General features: G+C 67.2%; 15 protein-coding genes. 7 read left to right on the top strand and 8 right to left on the bottom strand.

All coding sequences use genetic code 11. The features are described from left to right. Positions 1–119 precede the first annotated feature (119 nt). Both D5084_RS17885 and typA read left to right on the top strand, forming a co-directional pair. Entirely contained in the window at positions 120–743 is a 624-nt protein-coding gene (locus tag D5084_RS17885) for a YitT family protein (protein ID WP_238382701.1), read from the top strand. 63 nt (positions 744–806) lie between these two features. Beyond that, a complete protein-coding gene (gene typA, locus D5084_RS17890; protein ID WP_128516861.1) occupies positions 807–2,624 on the top strand; it encodes a translational GTPase TypA in 1,818 nt (605 codons plus the stop codon). A gap of 40 nt (positions 2,625–2,664) precedes the next feature. On the opposite strand, the gene D5084_RS17895 is transcribed toward typA, so the two are convergent. The 5 genes from D5084_RS17895 to D5084_RS17915 all read right to left on the bottom strand — a co-directional run bounded on the left by D5084_RS17895 (position 2,665) and on the right by D5084_RS17915 (position 7,704). Next, positions 2,665–4,098, bottom strand: a complete 1,434-nt coding sequence (locus D5084_RS17895; RefSeq protein WP_128516862.1) for an NAD(P)(+) transhydrogenase (Re/Si-specific) subunit beta — start codon at positions 4,096–4,098, stop codon at positions 2,665–2,667. A gap of 13 nt (positions 4,099–4,111) precedes the next feature. After that, positions 4,112–5,683 (bottom strand): Re/Si-specific NAD(P)(+) transhydrogenase subunit alpha, encoded by a 1,572-nt coding sequence (locus tag D5084_RS17900; protein ID WP_128516941.1) that lies wholly within the window; start codon positions 5,681–5,683, stop codon positions 4,112–4,114. A gap of 99 nt (positions 5,684–5,782) precedes the next feature. Further along, a complete protein-coding gene (locus tag D5084_RS17905; protein WP_238382702.1) occupies positions 5,783–6,247 on the bottom strand; it encodes a methyltransferase family protein in 465 nt (154 codons plus the stop codon). Positions 6,248–6,299: 52 nt separating this feature from the next. Then, the gene (locus D5084_RS17910; protein WP_128516863.1) at positions 6,300–6,833 is read right to left on the bottom strand and encodes a YbhB/YbcL family Raf kinase inhibitor-like protein; all 534 of its coding nucleotides are present in this window, start codon (positions 6,831–6,833) and stop codon (positions 6,300–6,302) included. Positions 6,834–6,879: 46 nt separating this feature from the next. Then, complete coding sequence (locus D5084_RS17915) at positions 6,880–7,704, bottom strand: helix-turn-helix transcriptional regulator (RefSeq protein ID WP_128516864.1); 825 nt, start codon at positions 7,702–7,704, stop codon at positions 6,880–6,882. Between the two features lie 108 nt (positions 7,705–7,812). Here D5084_RS17915 and kynU point away from each other — a divergent pair, with 108 nt between their 5' ends. From kynU to D5084_RS17935, 4 genes are all read left to right on the top strand, one after another. Then, the gene (gene kynU, locus D5084_RS17920; protein ID WP_128516865.1) at positions 7,813–9,009 is read left to right on the top strand and encodes a kynureninase; all 1,197 of its coding nucleotides are present in this window, start codon (positions 7,813–7,815) and stop codon (positions 9,007–9,009) included. Between the two features lie 15 nt (positions 9,010–9,024). Further along, positions 9,025–10,239, top strand: coding sequence for a glycoside hydrolase family 5 protein (locus D5084_RS17925; RefSeq protein ID WP_128516866.1), 1,215 nt, complete (start codon positions 9,025–9,027; stop codon positions 10,237–10,239). A gap of 125 nt (positions 10,240–10,364) precedes the next feature. Next, positions 10,365–11,204: a tryptophan 2,3-dioxygenase gene (kynA, locus tag D5084_RS17930; protein WP_128516867.1), complete on the top strand. Its 840-nt coding sequence runs from the start codon at positions 10,365–10,367 to the stop codon at positions 11,202–11,204. Between the two features lie 190 nt (positions 11,205–11,394). Then, the gene (locus D5084_RS17935; RefSeq protein WP_128516868.1) at positions 11,395–12,324 is read left to right on the top strand and encodes a L,D-transpeptidase; all 930 of its coding nucleotides are present in this window, start codon (positions 11,395–11,397) and stop codon (positions 12,322–12,324) included. 61 nt (positions 12,325–12,385) lie between these two features. Here D5084_RS17935 and D5084_RS17940 read toward each other — a convergent pair whose 3' ends face one another. From D5084_RS17940 to D5084_RS17950, 3 genes are all read right to left on the bottom strand, one after another. Next, positions 12,386–13,069, bottom strand: coding sequence for a D-lyxose/D-mannose family sugar isomerase (locus D5084_RS17940; protein WP_128516869.1), 684 nt, complete (start codon positions 13,067–13,069; stop codon positions 12,386–12,388). A gap of 120 nt (positions 13,070–13,189) precedes the next feature. Further along, positions 13,190–13,417, bottom strand: a complete 228-nt coding sequence (locus D5084_RS17945) for an N-(5'-phosphoribosyl)anthranilate isomerase (protein WP_128516870.1) — start codon at positions 13,415–13,417, stop codon at positions 13,190–13,192. 35 nt (positions 13,418–13,452) lie between these two features. After that, positions 13,453–15,009, bottom strand: a complete 1,557-nt coding sequence (locus D5084_RS17950; RefSeq protein WP_128516871.1) for a helicase HerA-like domain-containing protein — start codon at positions 15,007–15,009, stop codon at positions 13,453–13,455. 434 nt (positions 15,010–15,443) lie between these two features. On the opposite strand from D5084_RS17950, the gene D5084_RS17955 reads away from it, so the two are divergent. After that, a complete protein-coding gene (locus tag D5084_RS17955; RefSeq protein WP_128516872.1) occupies positions 15,444–16,184 on the top strand; it encodes an invasion associated locus B family protein in 741 nt (246 codons plus the stop codon). The last annotated feature ends 46 nt before the right edge of the window (positions 16,185–16,230 follow it).

Consider the following 16,230-nt stretch of genomic DNA (forward strand, 5'->3'; position numbering starts at 1 on the left):
CATCATTCATGGGCCGGGGGGAGACCTCCGGCCCTTTTTCCGGCCAACAGGATTTAGGTAAGCATTATTGACTTTTATGCGACAGGATGTATGACCTTTCCAGCCGCAGGAGCCCCCCGATGCCCGACCGTCCCGACCAGATCGCCGACCGCCCCCGCCACAGCGCCGTTGACGACGCGCAAGGCATCGGGTTCGGCGTCATAATGGCCGCTTTGGGGATGCACATCCTGACCCACATGGGCTTTGTCACCGGCCAGACCACCGGCCTTGCCGTGCTGATCGCCCATCTGACCGGCCTGCCCTTCGCGGCGGTCTACTTTGCCGTCACCCTGCCCTTCCTCGGCCTCGCCTGGAAGCGGATGGGCGCTGCCTTCGCGCTGAAAACGCTCGTCACCACGGCGACGCTGTCCGCACTCGTCGCCGTACTGCCGAACTGGCTCGAACTCGGCCGGATCGAACCCGCCGTCGCGGCCGTCCTCTTCGGCCTGCTTTTCGGCATCGCCGCCCTTGCCGCCATCCGCCACGGCGGCAGTTTCGGCGGGCTTTCGGTCCTCTGGATCGAATTGCAGGACCGCACGGGCTTTCCCGCAGGCCATGCGCAGCTTCTGTCCGACGTGGTGATCTTCGGGCTTGCCGCCCTGATCCTGCCGCTGGAGACCCTGGCCTACAGCTTTCTGGGCGCCGCCGTCTTTTCGCTGTTCCTTGCCGTCAACCATCGCCGCGACCGCTATATCGCGGCCTGACAGGCTCTGGCCAGTTGCCGCAAAACCCTGTAAGGGCGCCGCAACCCTACAGGAACGGACCCCATGGAACTGCGCAACATCGCGATCATCGCCCACGTCGACCACGGCAAGACCACGCTGGTGGACGAGCTTCTCAAGCAGTCGGGGGCCTTCCGCGACAACCAGGCGGTTTCCGAACGCGCCATGGATTCCAACGACATCGAACGCGAACGCGGCATCACGATCCTTGCCAAATGCACCAGCGTCGAATGGCACGGCACCCGGATCAACATCGTCGATACCCCCGGCCACGCCGATTTCGGCGGCGAGGTCGAACGGATCCTGTCGATGGTCGATGGCGTCTGCCTGCTGGTCGATGCCGCCGAAGGCCCGATGCCGCAGACCAAATTCGTGCTGACCAAGGCGCTGGCCCTGGGCCTGCGCCCCATCGTGGTGCTGAACAAGGTCGACAAGCCCGACGCCGAACCCGACCGCGCGCTGAACGAGGTGTTCGACCTTTTCGCCAATCTCGGCGCCAGCGACGAGCAGCTGGATTTCCCGCATGTCTATGCCTCGGGCCGGTCGGGCTGGGCCGATCTGGAGCTGGACGGGCCGCGCAAGGACCTGTCCGCGCTGTTCGACCTGATCGTCCGCCACGTCCCCGCGCCGAAGGTGCTGGCCCGCGTGGACGAGCCGTTCTCGATGCTGGCCACCACCCTTTCCGCCGATCCCTACCTGGGCCGCATCCTGACAGGCCGAGTCGAATCCGGCCGCATCAGCACCGGCACCACGCTCAAGGCCCTGTCGCGCACCGGCGAGCGGCTGGAGCAGTTCCGCGTGACGAAGATCCTCGCCTTCCGCGGCCTCAGCCAGACCCCGATCGACGAGGCCGTCGCGGGCGACATCGTGACGCTTGCGGGCATGACCAAGGCCACCGTGGCCGATACCCTTTGCGCGCTGGAGGTGGACACCGCGCTGCCCTCGCAGCCCATCGACCCGCCGACGATCACCGTGACCTTCGGCATCAACGACAGCCCGCTTGCAGGCCGCGACGGCACCAAGGTGCAGTCCCGCGTCATCCGCGACCGGCTGATGCGGGAGGCCGAGGTCAACGTGGCGATCAAGGTCGCCGACACGCCCGGCGGCGAGGCCTTCGAGGTCTCGGGCCGGGGCGAATTGCAGATGGGCGTGCTGATCGAGAACATGCGCCGCGAGGGGTTCGAACTGTCGATCAGCCGCCCCCGCGTCATCATGCGGGACATCGACGGCGTCCGGCACGAGCCGATCGAGGAAGTCATCATCGATGTGGACGACGAATATTCCGGCGCGGTCATCGACAAGCTGACCGGCGAGCGGAAGGGCGAGCTGGTCGAGATGAAGCCCGCTGGCGTCGGCAAGACGCGGATCATCGCGCATGTGCCGTCGCGGGGTCTCATCGGCTATCAGGGCCAGTTCCTGACCGACACGCGCGGCACAGGCGTGCTGAACCGCATCTTCCACGGCTGGGCGCCGCACAAGGGCCCGATCCAGGGGCGGCGGCAGGGCGTGCTGATCTCGACCGAGTCCGGGGTTTCGGTGGCCTATGCGCTGTGGAACCTGGAAGACCGTGGCCGCATGTTCATCGGCCCGCAGGAACAGGTCTATGTCGGCATGATCATCGGCGAACACAGCCGGGACAACGACCTGGAAGTGAACCCGCTGAAGGGCAAGAAGCTGACCAACATCCGGGCCTCGGGCACTGACGAGGCCGTTCGCCTCACTCCGCATATCAAGATGTCGCTGGAAGAGGCGATTGCCTATATCGACGACGACGAACTGGTCGAAGTGACGCCGAAGATCATCCGCCTGCGCAAGCGGGAACTGGACCCGAACGAACGGAAGCGCGCCTCGCGCAAGGAATAGGGCAAGGTAGGGTGGGCAATCTGCCCACCCTGCTTTTCCGTCACTCGATCAGCGGCAACAGGCTGTCGATCGACTTCTTCGCGTCACCGTAGAACATCCGCGTGTTCTCCTTGTAGAACAGCGGGTTCTCGATGCCGGAATACCCCGTCCCCTGCCCGCGCTTCGACACGATGACCAGCTTGGCCTTCCAGCACTCCAGCACCGGCATCCCGGCGATGGGGCTGTTGGGGTCCTCCTGCGCGGCCGGGTTCACGATGTCGTTCGACCCGATGACGATGGCGACATCCGTGTGCGGGAAGTCCTCGTTGATCTCGTCCATCTCCAGCACGATGTCGTAGGGCACCTTGGCCTCGGCCAGAAGCACGTTCATGTGGCCGGGCAGACGGCCTGCGACGGGGTGGATGGCAAAGCGGACGTTCTTGCCCCTGGCGCGCAGCTTGCGGGTCAGTTCGCTGACCGACTGCTGCGCCTGCGCCACCGCCATGCCGTAGCCGGGGATGATGATGATGCTGTCGGCATCGTTCAGCGCCGCCGCAACCCCTTCGGCATCGATGGCGATCTGTTCGCCCGTGACCTCCATCGCCGGGCCGGTGGTATTGCCGAACCCGCCCAGGATCACGCTGATGAAGCTGCGGTTCATCGCCTTGCACATGATGTAGCTCAGGATCGCACCCGAACTGCCCACCAGCGCCCCCACCACGATCAGGAGGTCGTTCGACAGCGAAAAGCCGATCGCCGCCGCCGCCCAGCCGGAATAGCTGTTCAGCATCGAGACCACGACCGGCATGTCTGCCCCGCCGATCCCCATGATCAGGTGATAGCCGATGAACAGCGCGGCCAGCGTCATCACGATCAGCGCCAGGGTAGAGCCCGATTGCAGATAGACGACCAGAAGGACCAGCGACAAAAGCGCCGCGCCCGCGTTCAGCAGATGCCCGCCGGGCAGCTTCTTCGCCTTGCCATCCACCTTGCCCGCCAGCTTGCCGAAGGCGATGACCGAGCCGGTGAAGGTCACCGCCCCGATGAAGACGCCGAGGAAGGTCTCGATCCGCAGGATGGTGATCTCGGCCCCGGTCTTGTGCGCCACCGTCGCGGCAAAGCCGGTCAGCGCGGCGCGCGCGGCCTCGTCCATGCCGGCAAGGCGGATCATCTCGATATGGGTGTTGAAGCCGATGAACACCGCCGCAAGGCCGACCAGGCTGTGCATGGCAGCCACCAGCTGCGGCATCTCGGTCATCTGGACGCGCTGCGCGACGATCCAGCCAAGCACCCCGCCGCCCGCGATCAGCGCGACCGACAGCCACCAGAGCCCCGCTCCGGGGCCGTAAAGCGTGGCAAGGACCGCCAGCGCCATGCCGACGATGCCATACCAGACCGCGCGCTTGGCGCTTTCCTGCCCCGAAAGCCCGCCCAGCGAGAGGATGAAGAGAACGGCCGCAACGACATAGGCAGCCGTGGTGAATCCGTAAGCCATGACGCGCGCTCCCTTACGACTTCTGGAACATGGCAAGCATGCGCCGGGTGACCATGAAGCCACCGAAGATGTTGATCCCGGCCATGAAGACCGACAGGGCCGCCAGCAGGATCACCAGGAACGACCCCGAGCCGATCTGCATCAGCGCCCCCAGGATGATGATCGAGGAGATCGCGTTCGTCACCGCCATCAGCGGCGTGTGCAGGCTGTGGCTGACGTTCCAGATCACCTGAAAGCCAACGAAGACCGCCAGCACGAAGACGATGAAATGGCTCATGAAACTGGCCGGAGCGTAAAGCCCCGCCAGCAGCATCAGCCCGCCGCCGATCGTCAGCAGCCCCACCTGATTGCGCGTCTGCGCCTTGAAGGCCGCGACCTCCTGCGCGCGGCGTTCCTCGGGCGTCAGTTCCTTCGGCTTCTCCTTGGGCTTGGCCGCCGCGATGGCCTGCACCTTCGGCGGCGGCGGCGGATAGGTCACAGCCCCCATATGCGCAACCGTGGCGCCACGGATCACGTCATCCTCCATGTTGTGCAGGATGACCCCGTCCTTCTTCGGCGTGAGGTCGGTCAGCATGTGGCGGATGTTGTTGGCATAGAGCGTGGAGGCCTGCGTCGCCATCCTGCTGGGGAAATCGGTGTAGCCGATGATCGTCACCCCGTTGTCGGTGACGATCTTCTGGTCCGGCACCGTCAGATCGCAGTTGCCGCCGCGTTCCGCCGCAAGATCCACGATGACGCTGCCCGGCTTCATCGCGCGCACCATGTCCTCGGTCCACAGCTTCGGCGCAGGCCGGCCGGGGATGAGCGCGGTGGTGATGACGATGTCCATCTCGGGCGCCAGCTCGCGGAACTTCGCCAGCTGCTTTTCGCGGAACTCGGGGCTCGACGGGGCGGCATAGCCCCCCGTGGCCGCGCCGTCCTGGGTCGGCTCGAACTCCAGGAACACGAAATTCGCGCCCATGGACTCGATCTGCTCGGCCACTTCCGGGCGGACGTCGAAAGCGTGGGTCACGGCACCCAGACTGACGCTGGCACCGATGGCCGCCAGCCCCGCCACGCCCGCGCCCACCACCAGCACCTTCGCGGGCGGGATCTTGCCCGCCGCCGTCACCTGGCCGGTGAAGAAGCGGCCGAAATTGTTCGCCGCCTCGATCACCGCGCGATAGCCGGCAAGGTTGGCCATCGAGGACAGCGCATCCATCTTCTGCGCGCGGGAAATCCGCGGCACCATGTCCATCGCGACGATGGTCAGATTCTTCTTCGCCGCCGCCTCCAGAAGCTCGGGGTTCTGCGCGGGCCAGAAGAAGCTGATAAGCGTCTGCCCGTCCTGCAAGGACGCCAGTTCCTGCGCGTCCGGCCCCCGCACCTTGACGATGACATCCGCCGCCGCGATCACCGAGGCCGCATCCGGCAGCACCTCGACCCCCGCCGCCGCATAGGCCGCGTCCGTGAACCCGGCTTTGGCACCCGCGCCCGCCTGGATGCAGGCCGTATGGCCCAGCTTGGCCAGTTGCATGGCCGAGTCCGGCGTCATCGCCACCCGGTTCTCGCCCGGAAAGACCTCTGTCAAAGCGCCTATCTTCACACCCATCCCCCGATTGCAAGGCTTGCGCCATAATCTGACTCGTTGCACTTACCATCGCGCAACAATATTTCAAACCCCGTTTGCGGCCGCAGCATGAAATCAGCCCCGCCGCCCGAACCAGCGCCGGGTGCGGGCGGCCCAGAGGTCGAACTCCGGCCCGAAGGCCTCGGTCAGTCGCGCCTCCTCGTCGCGGATGAAACGGGTCTGGATCAGCCAGACGAAACTTGCGACCAGCGGCAGCGCAAGACCTGCGTCCAGCCAGAGGATCGCGCCCAGCAGGATCATCGCATCGGCAAGATAGATCGGGTTGCGCGACAGGCCGAAGACACCGCCCGTCACCAGCGCCGAGGGGTTCCGGCGCGGGATCACCGTGGTCCTGTGCCGCGCCATCTCTGCCACCGCCGCCGCCATCAGGACAAGGCCCGTGCCGACGAGGATCAGCCCGCCCACCCGTCCGGCGGCACCGAAAAGGGCGGGCGAGACCTTGGACACTGCCCAGGCCGCGACCAGATGCAGGATCAGCCAGCTGGGCGGGATGTCGATGTCACGAAGGGTCGGGCGCAAGGGACACTCCTCTGCGCCCGGACTAGACCAGAGCCATCGGGCAGGTGCAAGCCTATCGGCCGTAGGTCACGGTCAGTTCGGCCCGGTCCAGTGCCATCGCATGGGCATAGAAGCCCACCATCGCGCCCGAGGACCCGGCATCCAGCGGCAGGCTGGCCTCGGGCATGGCGTAAAGCGTGAAGACATAGCGGTGAGGGGCTGCCCCCTCGGGCGGGCAGGCCCCGCCATAGCCGAGACTGCCGAAATCGGTCCGGCCCTCGACCGCGCCTGCGGGCAGGGTGTCGGGGCTCGCCCCGGCGGGCAGTTCCGTCACCCCGGCCGGGATATTGGCCACCGTCCAGTGCCACCAGCCCGAGCCGGTCGGCGCATCGGGGTCGTAGAGCGTCAGGATAAAGCTCTGCGTCCCCTCGGGCGCGCCCGACCAGGACAGCGCGGGCGAAAGATTGCCGCCCGTGCAGCCGAAGCCGGAAAGCACCTGCGCCTCGGGCAGGGTCGCGCCATCGGCAAAGTCGGGCGAGGTCAACATCAGATCGGCATGGGCGGGCAAGGCCAGCAGGCCAAGCAGCAGGGAAAAGCGGCAGATCATGTCAGGGTCTCCTTTCAGGATCCCCAGTCTGGCCCGCCGCGCCGCCTCAGCCCGTGCCGAAACGCTCAATCCCCGTGCCGATCCGCGCATCGCCCCGGATCGCACCCGGCGGCAGACCGAACCGCGCGCGGAACCGCACCGCAAAGCGCGAGGCCGAGGCATAGCCCACCTCGGCTGCGATCCGCTCTACCGGCAGGTCGGTCGCCTGCAACAGCCCCAGCGCCCGGTTCATCCGCAGGTCGGTGACAAGCGCGGTCAGCCCCGTCCCCTCGCGCGCCAGACGCCGGCGCAGCGTCGCCTCGCTCATCCCCAGCGCGCGGGCGATCCCGGTCGCGGCCCAGTCCTGCGCCGGATCACGGGCGACCAGCGCGCGCACCCGCGCCGCAACCGAAACCGGCCCGACCTCGGGCAGGCGGATGCCCAGGCTGTCCAGCCACAGAAGCACCTCGGCCACCGCATGATCGCGGATCGCCGCAGGCACTCCCGGGTGGCGGGCCAGATCGAGCGCGCGGTCGAAGGCCGCCAGCGCGCGGCGATCCTGCGTCTGCATCCGCAGCGAGGCACCGCGCGGCACCACGACGCCCGCGCCGATCATCAGCCCCGTCGCGCGATAGGCTCCATCCGGCGCGGGGTGGTTCTCCACATCCAGCGGCACGCCCGCCGGCATCAGCACCAGCGCGCCCGCGGGCACCTCGGCCTGCACCGCGCCCCGGATCACCTTGCGCCCGCCGTCCACGCGCAGGATCAGCGGCGCCTCGCCCACCACGGCGCGGAACTCGGCCCGGACGGCCTGGCGCAGCCGCACGATCTGAGGCGCGCGCGGATCGCGGCGCAGGGCAGAGCCCGCCTCGGGAACGGATTGCAGCGTCATGCCCGAACTCTGCGCCCCGCGCGCGGGGAACTCAACACCGGAGAAATTTCAAGCTTGAAATTTCCTGGTCCAGGCGGCATGACAGGCCGAACCCCGAAGGATCCGCCCATGCCCATAGACTTTGCCGCAACCAAGGCCCGCTTCCACCTGCCCGAGGGGGTGATCTACCTCGACGGCAACTCGCTGGGGCCGATGGTGAAGACCGCGCCGGGCCGGATGGCCCGGGTGATGCAGGACGAATGGGCCGAGCTTCTGATCCGCGGCTGGAACAAGGCCGGCTGGATGGCCCTGCCCGCCGCCATGGGCGACCGGATTGCCCGGCTGATCGGCGCGGCCCCCGGCACGGTGGTCCTGGGCGACACGCTGTCGATCAAGGTCTACCAGGCGCTGGCCTCGGCGCTGGAGATGAACCCGAAACGCCGGGTGATCCTGTCGGACAGCGGCAACTTCCCCTCCGATCTCTACATGGCCGAGGGCCTGTGCCGCACGCTGGGCGGTCAGTATCGCCTAAAGACCGTGGCACCCGAGGAGGTGATGGCCGCGATCGACGAGACCGTCGCCGTGGTCATGCTGACCGAGGTGGACTATCGCACCGGCCGGCGGCACGACATGGCCGACATCACGAAACGCGCGCACGAGATGGGGGCGCTCACGGTCTGGGACCTTGCCCACAGCGCGGGCGCGATCCCGGTGGACCTGACAGCGGCCAAGGCCGACTTCGCGGTGGGCTGCACCTACAAGTATCTGAACTCCGGCCCCGGCGGCCCGGCCTTCATCTACGTCGCCCCCCGCCACGCCGACGTGGCCCGCCCGGCGCTGTCGGGCTGGCTTGGCCACGAAAGCCCCTTTGCCTTCGAGCTGACCTACCGCCCAGGCGCGGGGATCGAGCGGATGCGCGTCGGCACCCCGCCGATCCTTCAGATGGCAGCACTCGACGCCGCGCTGGATGTCTGGGACGGCATCGACCTGCGCGAGGTGCACGCGCAATCGCTGCGCTTGCAGGACCAGTTCATCAAGGGCGTCGAGGCCCGCGCGCCGATGCTGCAACTGGCCACCCCCCGCTCGCACCTGATGCGCGGCTCACAGGTCAGCTTCCGCCATCCCGAAGGCTATGCCATCATGCAGGCGCTGATCAGTGAAGGCGTGATCGGCGATTTCCGCGCGCCGGACATCCTGCGCTTCGGCTTCACGCCCTTGTATATCGACGAGGACGATGTGGCCCGTGCAGTATCCGTGCTGGCGAAGATCATGGACTACGGCACCTGGGACAAGCCGGAGTTCAAACAGCGCGCCCGTGTGACCTGACCCCGAAGGACCCCCATGCTCCGCGCCGTGCTCATCCTTGCCCTGATCCTGCCCGGCGCGGCGCTGGCCGAGCCGATCAGCCTGAAGCGCGGGGTGAACCTTGGCCTCTGGAACGACTGGCTGTCGCTGGGCGAGATGCTGGCCCGTCCCGAAACGCTTGCCCCCTTCCCCGACTGGCGGCGCGACGTGACCCCCGCGATGCTGTCGGCCTTGGCAAAGCAGGGTTTCGACCATGTCCGCATGCCCACCGACCCCGGCCCCCTTCTCGCCTATGGGCCGGGCGTCAATCAGGACAGGCTCATCGCCGAAATCCGCGCCGCGACGGAACTGTCGCTGGAGGCGAGCCTCAAGGTCGTCGTCGACCTCCACCCGGTCAACCGGGGCGAGGAAACCGGCGGGATCGAGGATATCCTCGACAGCCTCTGGCCCGACTATGTCGCCCTTGTCGGCCGCCTTGCCGCCGACCTTGCCACCCTTCCCGCCGACAGGGTCGCGCTGGAACTTCTGAACGAACCCACTTTCGACTGCGAGGCGGTCTATGCCGGCGCCCCCCCGCGCTGGCCGGCGATGCAGGCCGAACTCCTTGCCGCCGTCCGCGCCCGGGCCCCCGATCTGACCGTGGTCCTCACCGGCGCCTGCTGGGGTCAGGCCAACGCCCTTGCCGCCCTGAACCCCGCCGACTTCGCCGACGACAACGTGCTCTGGACCTTCCACAGCTATGAACCCTTTCTCTTCAGCCACCAGGGCGCCAGCTGGTCCGGCGCGCCCGAGAAATACGTCTGGAATCTGCCCTACCCGCCCTCTGCCGTGACCGACGACCAGGCCGCCGGGATCGCGGCCGCAGCGAAAGAGGCCATGGCCGCCGCCGAAGGCGCCACCGATGACGCGCTGATCGACAAGGCCATCGCCGACTACCGCGCCTACCCCGACAGCATCGTCACCACCGAGATCGACCGCGCCATCGCCTGGGCCGACGGGCACGGCATCCCGCGCGACCGGCTTTACCTTGGCGAATTCGGCGCGCTGCACACAAACACCCAAGGCGAGACCTATCCGCGCGACTGGTATCTGGCCTTCCTGGCCGACAAACGCGCTGCCGCCGAAGCCGCGGGCCTGTCCTGGGCCGTGCTCAGCCATGTCGGCGGCATGGGCATCGCCAGCGAAGACGCCCCCGACCGCCGCCTTGACCGCGACACCTGCCGCGCCCTGGGCCTGCCATGCGGCAACTGACCCTGCCCCCTCTGTGCCGCCCCGCCGGATGGGTCGCCCTCTGGCGGCGCATGGGCACCCTGTCCGTCCTTGCCCGAAAGCCTGCTCTCCGACGCTGAAATCCCCTTTCAAGATCGGAGACACCCATGACCACCTGCCCCTTCAACCCCGCCGAGGACGGCGCCCAGATGGCCTTCGACGGCCGCATGTCCTATGGCGACTACCTCCAGATCGACCGCATCCTTGATGCCCAGCATCCCCTGTCGGATGCCCATGACGAGATGCTGTTCATCATCCAGCACCAGACCTCGGAACTCTGGATGCGCCTGGCGCTGCACGAACTGGACGCCGCGCGCCGGATGATTGCCACCGACCGCGTGAATGAGGCGTTCAAGATGCTGGCCCGCGTCGCGCGGATCTTCGAACAGCTGAACTCGGCCTGGGACGTGCTGCGCACCATGACGCCCTCGGACTATACCGCCTTCCGCGAAAGCCTGGGCCAGTCCTCGGGCTTCCAGTCCTGGCAGTATCGGCTGATCGAATATGCCGTGGGCAACCGCAACCTCGCGATGCTGAAGCCCCATGCCCACCGCCCCGACCTGACCGCAAGGCTCGAGGCCGAACTGGCCCGCCGCCCGCTGTATGACGAGGCACTGCACTTCCTCGCCCGCGCGGGGCACGCCGTCCCGGACGAGGTCCTCGCGCGCCCCTTGCGCCAGCCCTGGACCCCGCACCCCGGCGTCGAGGCGGTCTGGGCCGCCGTCTACCGCGACCCGACCGCCTATTGGCAGGCTTACGAACTGGCCGAGAAACTGGTGGATTTCGAGGATTACTTCCGCCGCTGGCGCTTCAACCACCTGACGACCGTGGCGCGGGTCATCGGGATCAAGCGCGGCACGGGCGGCACCTCTGGCGTGGCCTATCTGCGCCGGATGCTGGATGTCGAGCTGTTCCCCGAACTCTGGTCGCTGCGCACCGCCCTGTGAGCGCCCCCTTTCTCCGCCGGGGACAAAGCTGCGGCACGGCGGCAACTATGCGGGAAAAATCAGCAATTTTCACAGCGGCGTGATCGCATTCCGACGCCCGCACGGTTTGACCTGTGGAAAACGCTCGTCTAGCCTGCGGGCAAAGCGCCTGCGGCATCTTGCCGGCAGGTATTTGAAAATGGATTGGTTCATGCCCAAGACTTCGCGCCGCACACTCCGCCAGGCTGCCCTGACCCCGGCGCTGCTGTCCCTCGCGCTCCTCGCCGCCTGTGTCGATCCGGCAGCCGGGCCGACCGCCAGCACCCAGCCGCTGCCCAAGGCGGATGAGAACGTCTACGTCGCCACGATGGATTCCGGCATCACCATTCCCGCGCTGCCGGTCGAAAAGATCCCCGAGACGCATCGTCGTCAGGTCGTCTCGTACAAGACCGACCAGGCCCCCGGCACGATCATCATCAATCCTGCCACCAAGCTGCTGTATTATGTGCTGGGCAACGGCAAGGCGATCCGCTACGGCATTGCGGTCGGCAAGGCCGGGTTCGAATGGTCGGGCGAGGCCATCGTGGCCGACAAGAAACCCTGGCCGCGCTGGATCCCGCCGAAGGAAATGATCGCCCGCCGGCCCGAGCTTGCCAAGTTCGACGAAGTCGGCCAGCCCGGCGGTCCGACGAACCCTCTGGGCGCGCGCGCGATCTACCTGACCTCGGGCGGGCGCGATTATGGTTATCGCATCCACGGCACGCCGGAATGGCAGTCGATCGGGCGCAACGCCTCGTCCGGCTGCATCCGCATGATCAACCAGGACGTGCTTGACCTCTACAACCGCGTCAAGGGCGGCGAGAAGGTGATCGTGCTGACCGCCTCGGGCGAGATGCCGAAGGGTCTCTACATCCCCAAGCCGCCCGCGCCCAAGGTCGCCGCCGCCAGGCCCAAGGCCGAGCCGGTGGTCCCCGCTGCCGCCATCCCGGCCCTGAAGGTCCTGCCGCCGCCGTCCATCGCCACGGGCAGCCCGGCGGTGGCCACTCCGGCCGCAGCCCCGACGACGACCCCCGCGGCCGATCCGGCGGCACCGGCCTGCAAGGTTCCGCTGGTGGGTGGCGTCTGCCCGCCCGGCAACTGATACATCCCGTGAATGACAAAGGGGGCGCCCACCGGCGCCCCCTATTGCCTGTCCGCCCCGACTAGCTCAGCCAGCGGTCGTAATCGCTGACCAGCAGGTGCCAGGGCGCCTCGTCCTCCTCGATTTCGGCAAAGCGGCCGATGGGCTCGCGGAAGATGTTGTCGGTCAGGTCGTCGTTCACGGTCGAGACTTCGCCGATCAGCACATCGCCCCCCTCTCCCCAGAAGGCATGCCAGTCCCCCGGCATCAGCGTGACGCTTTCGCCCGGCGCGAAACGCAGCTTCTCGCCCGGCCTGTAGGCCCGCTCGATCCCGTCGCAGCGCACCACCCCGCCGCGGTCCCAGGCGAAATTGCCCTGATCGTCCGAGCCGTAAAGTTCGACCACCAGGGTCGCCCCGCCGCGATTGATGATGTCCTCGGCCTTGATGACATGGGTGTGCATGGGCGACAGCTGATCCTGGCGCGAGATCAGCAGCTTCTCGGCATAGCACATGCCGCCGCCGCGCTTCAGATCGGCCAGACGCCCGTTGCGCAGGGTGAAGAGGAACAGCCCCATCTCGTCGAACCGACCCTGTCCATAGTCGGTGATGTCCCAGCCGCACCGCGCCTCGACGATGGCACTCGCGTCCTTGCGCGCCTTGAACTCTTCCGGCGACCAGTTGGCAAAGGGCGGCAGCACGAAACCGTAGTGCCGGATCATGTCATCCGCCGCGCGCATGATCTCGTTGATGCGTGACCGTTTCATGGGTTCCTCCCGACTCGCCCGCCGAGATGATCCGATTTCCCCACCGATGTCACCGGGCCACCCCGGAAACCCTGCGGTTTCCGGACCGATTTCCGCAGGAAATCGCGCCCGGCCCCGCCGTCACGCCAGACGGCGGATCGGTTCGCGGTTGCAGAAGATCACCATCTGTCCCGCATTTTCCACCACCGAGAATCCCCGACGGCGCATTTCCTCCAGAAAGGCCGCGCGGCCGTAATAGCGGTCGATGTCGCGCGCATTGCGCCGGATCACCGCGCCGGTGGCCGCGGCGCGCGAACTGAAAAGTTCGGCCAGGAACTGTTCGGGCGAGACGGGCGGCAGCATCGACATGCGCCGATGCTGCCCCGATTCAGGTTGACGACCGGTTAACGCTTGCCGAACAGCGACCCCAGCACGCCCCGCACCAGCGCCTGACCCGACTTGGTGCCCAACTGGCGTGCAAAGCTTTTCGCAAAGGCCTCGCCGATGGAATCGGAGCGGCTGGACGAACTTGTCGTCCGCGGCTTCGGCGTGCCGTAGCCCTGCCCGTCATAGCGCCGGGCCCGTTCGAACTCGCGCTTTTCCTCGGCCTGCCGCGCCTCCGCTTCGGCCGCCTCGCGTGCCGCCGTCTCTGCCCGCGCGCGCAGCCTTTCATAGGCGCTGTCGCGGTCCAGCACCTGCTCGTACTTCCCCCGGACCGGCGAGCCCGCCATCACCGCCGCCCGCGCTGCATCGTCGATCGGGCCCAGCTGGCTGGACGGTGGGCGGATCAGCGTCCGCTCTGCCATCCCCGGTATCCCCTTGGCCTCCAGAAGAGAGGTCACGGCCTCGCCGGTCCCCACATCGCGGATCGCCTCGTCGATCGCAAAGCGCGGGTTCGGCCGGTAGGTCTCGGCCGCCTTGGCCAGGTCCTTCTGGTCCTTCGCCGTGAAGGCGCGCAGCGCGTGCTGCACCCGGTTGCCCAGCTGGCCCAGGATGGTGTCAGGCACATCCGCCGGGTTCTGGGTGATGAAATAGACCCCCACCCCCTTGGACCGGATCAGCCGGGCCACCTGTTCCACCTTGGAAATCAGCGCCTTCGGGGCATCGTTGAACAGAAGATGCGCCTCGTCGAAAAAGAAGACCAGCTTCGGCTTCTCCGGGTCGCCCACCTCGGGCAGCGCCTCGAACAGCTCGGACAGCAGCCAGAGAAGGAAGGTCGCATAAAGCCGGGGCGAGTTCATCAGCCGCTCTGCCGCCAGGATGCTGATCCGCCCCGCGCCCGAAGGATCGACGGTCATCAGGTCCATCAGGTCCAGCGCCGGTTCGCCGAACAGCGCCGCACCGCCCTCGTTCTCCAGCACCAGAAGCCGCCGCTGGATCGCGCCGACCGACTCTTTCGACACCAGCCCATAGCGCGCCGAGATCGCCTGCGCATTCTCGGCCACGAAGGTCAGCAGCGCCTGCAGGTCCTTCAGGTCCAGCAGCGGCAGTTCCTCTTCGTCCGCCAGCCGGAAGGCCACGTTCAGCACGCCCTCCTGCGGCTCGCTCAACTCCAGAAGCCGGGACAAGAGCAGCGGCCCCATCTCGGCAACGGTCGCGCGGACCGGATGACCCTTTTCGCCGAAGAGGTCCCAGAAGATGACCGGAAAGCTGCGATATTGCAGATCAAGGCCGATCTGGGCCGACCGCTTCATGAAGGCGTCGTGCAGCTTGTGCTCGGGCGAACCCGCGGCCGAGATCCCGGCCAGATCGCCCTTCACATCGGCCATGAACACCGGAACGCCCGCCGCCGAAAAGCCCTCGGCCAGGATCTGCAGCGTCACCGTCTTGCCGGTTCCGGTCGCCCCGGCGATCAGCCCGTGGCGGTTGCCGTACTTCAACAACAGCCGTTGCGGCAGGCTGTAGCCCTCGCCACCGCCGCCCACGAATATGCTGTCCGCCTGACCTGCCTGATCCGCCACGTCCGCCCCTCATGACCCAAGGTTGAAAGACCCCGCAGGACGGGGCCCGGAAACATTACGGGGCAAACATACATTGTTAACCCCAATCTGCCAGACTCAACTGGTCAGACCCGGGCGATCCCGCGGGATGACGGTGACTTCCTCCCTGTTGACTGGCCGCGCCCTTGAAAAGGCGCGGTTTTTTCTGTCATGTTCCCGTAAAGAACCCGTTGACGCCCGGGCTTTTCCACCTTAGCGTCCCTACCCATGAAGTCGGCCAGTCCGACAGGGAGCAAACAACATATCCGAAAAGGGCCGGTCCTTCCGGCCCTTTTTCATGTTCTGGCACCCCTCTCGGGCAGAACCGCGCCGGCCATGTTTTTCGCACCTGACTTGGGTCGGGCAGCGTGCTAGAGACCGCGCAGACAATCGACCGACCAAAGGAACTGTCGAAGATGGCAAAGACTACGAGCACGACACTCGCCCTCCTGCTGGCGCTGGCGGCCGCCCCGCTTGCCGCGCAGACGACCGAGGCCCCGGCCCAGGGCGAGGGCGCGGTGGCGGCGGACGCACCGACCGCGGACAACCTGGCCCTGGGTCAGGAAGTCGGCACCCCGGACGGCCCGGGCACCAACTATACCGCCGCGACCTTCGAGGCCTGGGAGCAGCGCTGCGTGCGCACCGAATCCGGCGTCGATCCCTGCCAGCTCTACCAGCTTCTGAAGGACAAGGACGGCAACTCGGTCGCCGAATTCACCATGTTCAACCTGCCCAAGGGCTCGGAAGGTCCCGCCGTGGCCGGTGCCACCTTCATCGCGCCGCTGGAAACCCTGCTGCCCGCCGGGATGCTGTTGCAGATCGACGCGGGCAAGCCCAAGGCCTATCCCTTCACCTTCTGCACCCAGATCGGCTGCGTGGCCCGGATAGGCTTCACCGCCGAGGAGGTCGCCCAGATGAAGAAGGGCGCGAAGGCGGTCTTCACCATCGTGCCCTTCGTCAATCCGAACTCCAAGGTCGAACTGACCGTGTCGCTCAAGGGCTTCACCGCCGGGTTCGACGCGGTGGCGGCTGCGAACGATGCGGCGGATGCGGCGGCGGCAGCGGCGGCTCCGGCGGCAGCTCCTGAAGCAGCTCCGGCAGCGGCTCCGGCAGCAGCTCCTGAAGCAGCTCCGGCAGCGGCGCCCGCTTCTCCGTGACACGGCGGCGACGGCCGGACCCCGGACGGGCATTCGGAAAGGCCGG

This window comes from Tabrizicola thermarum (assembly GCF_003574395.1).
Taxonomy (GTDB): domain Bacteria; phylum Pseudomonadota; class Alphaproteobacteria; order Rhodobacterales; family Rhodobacteraceae; genus Tabrizicola; species Tabrizicola thermarum.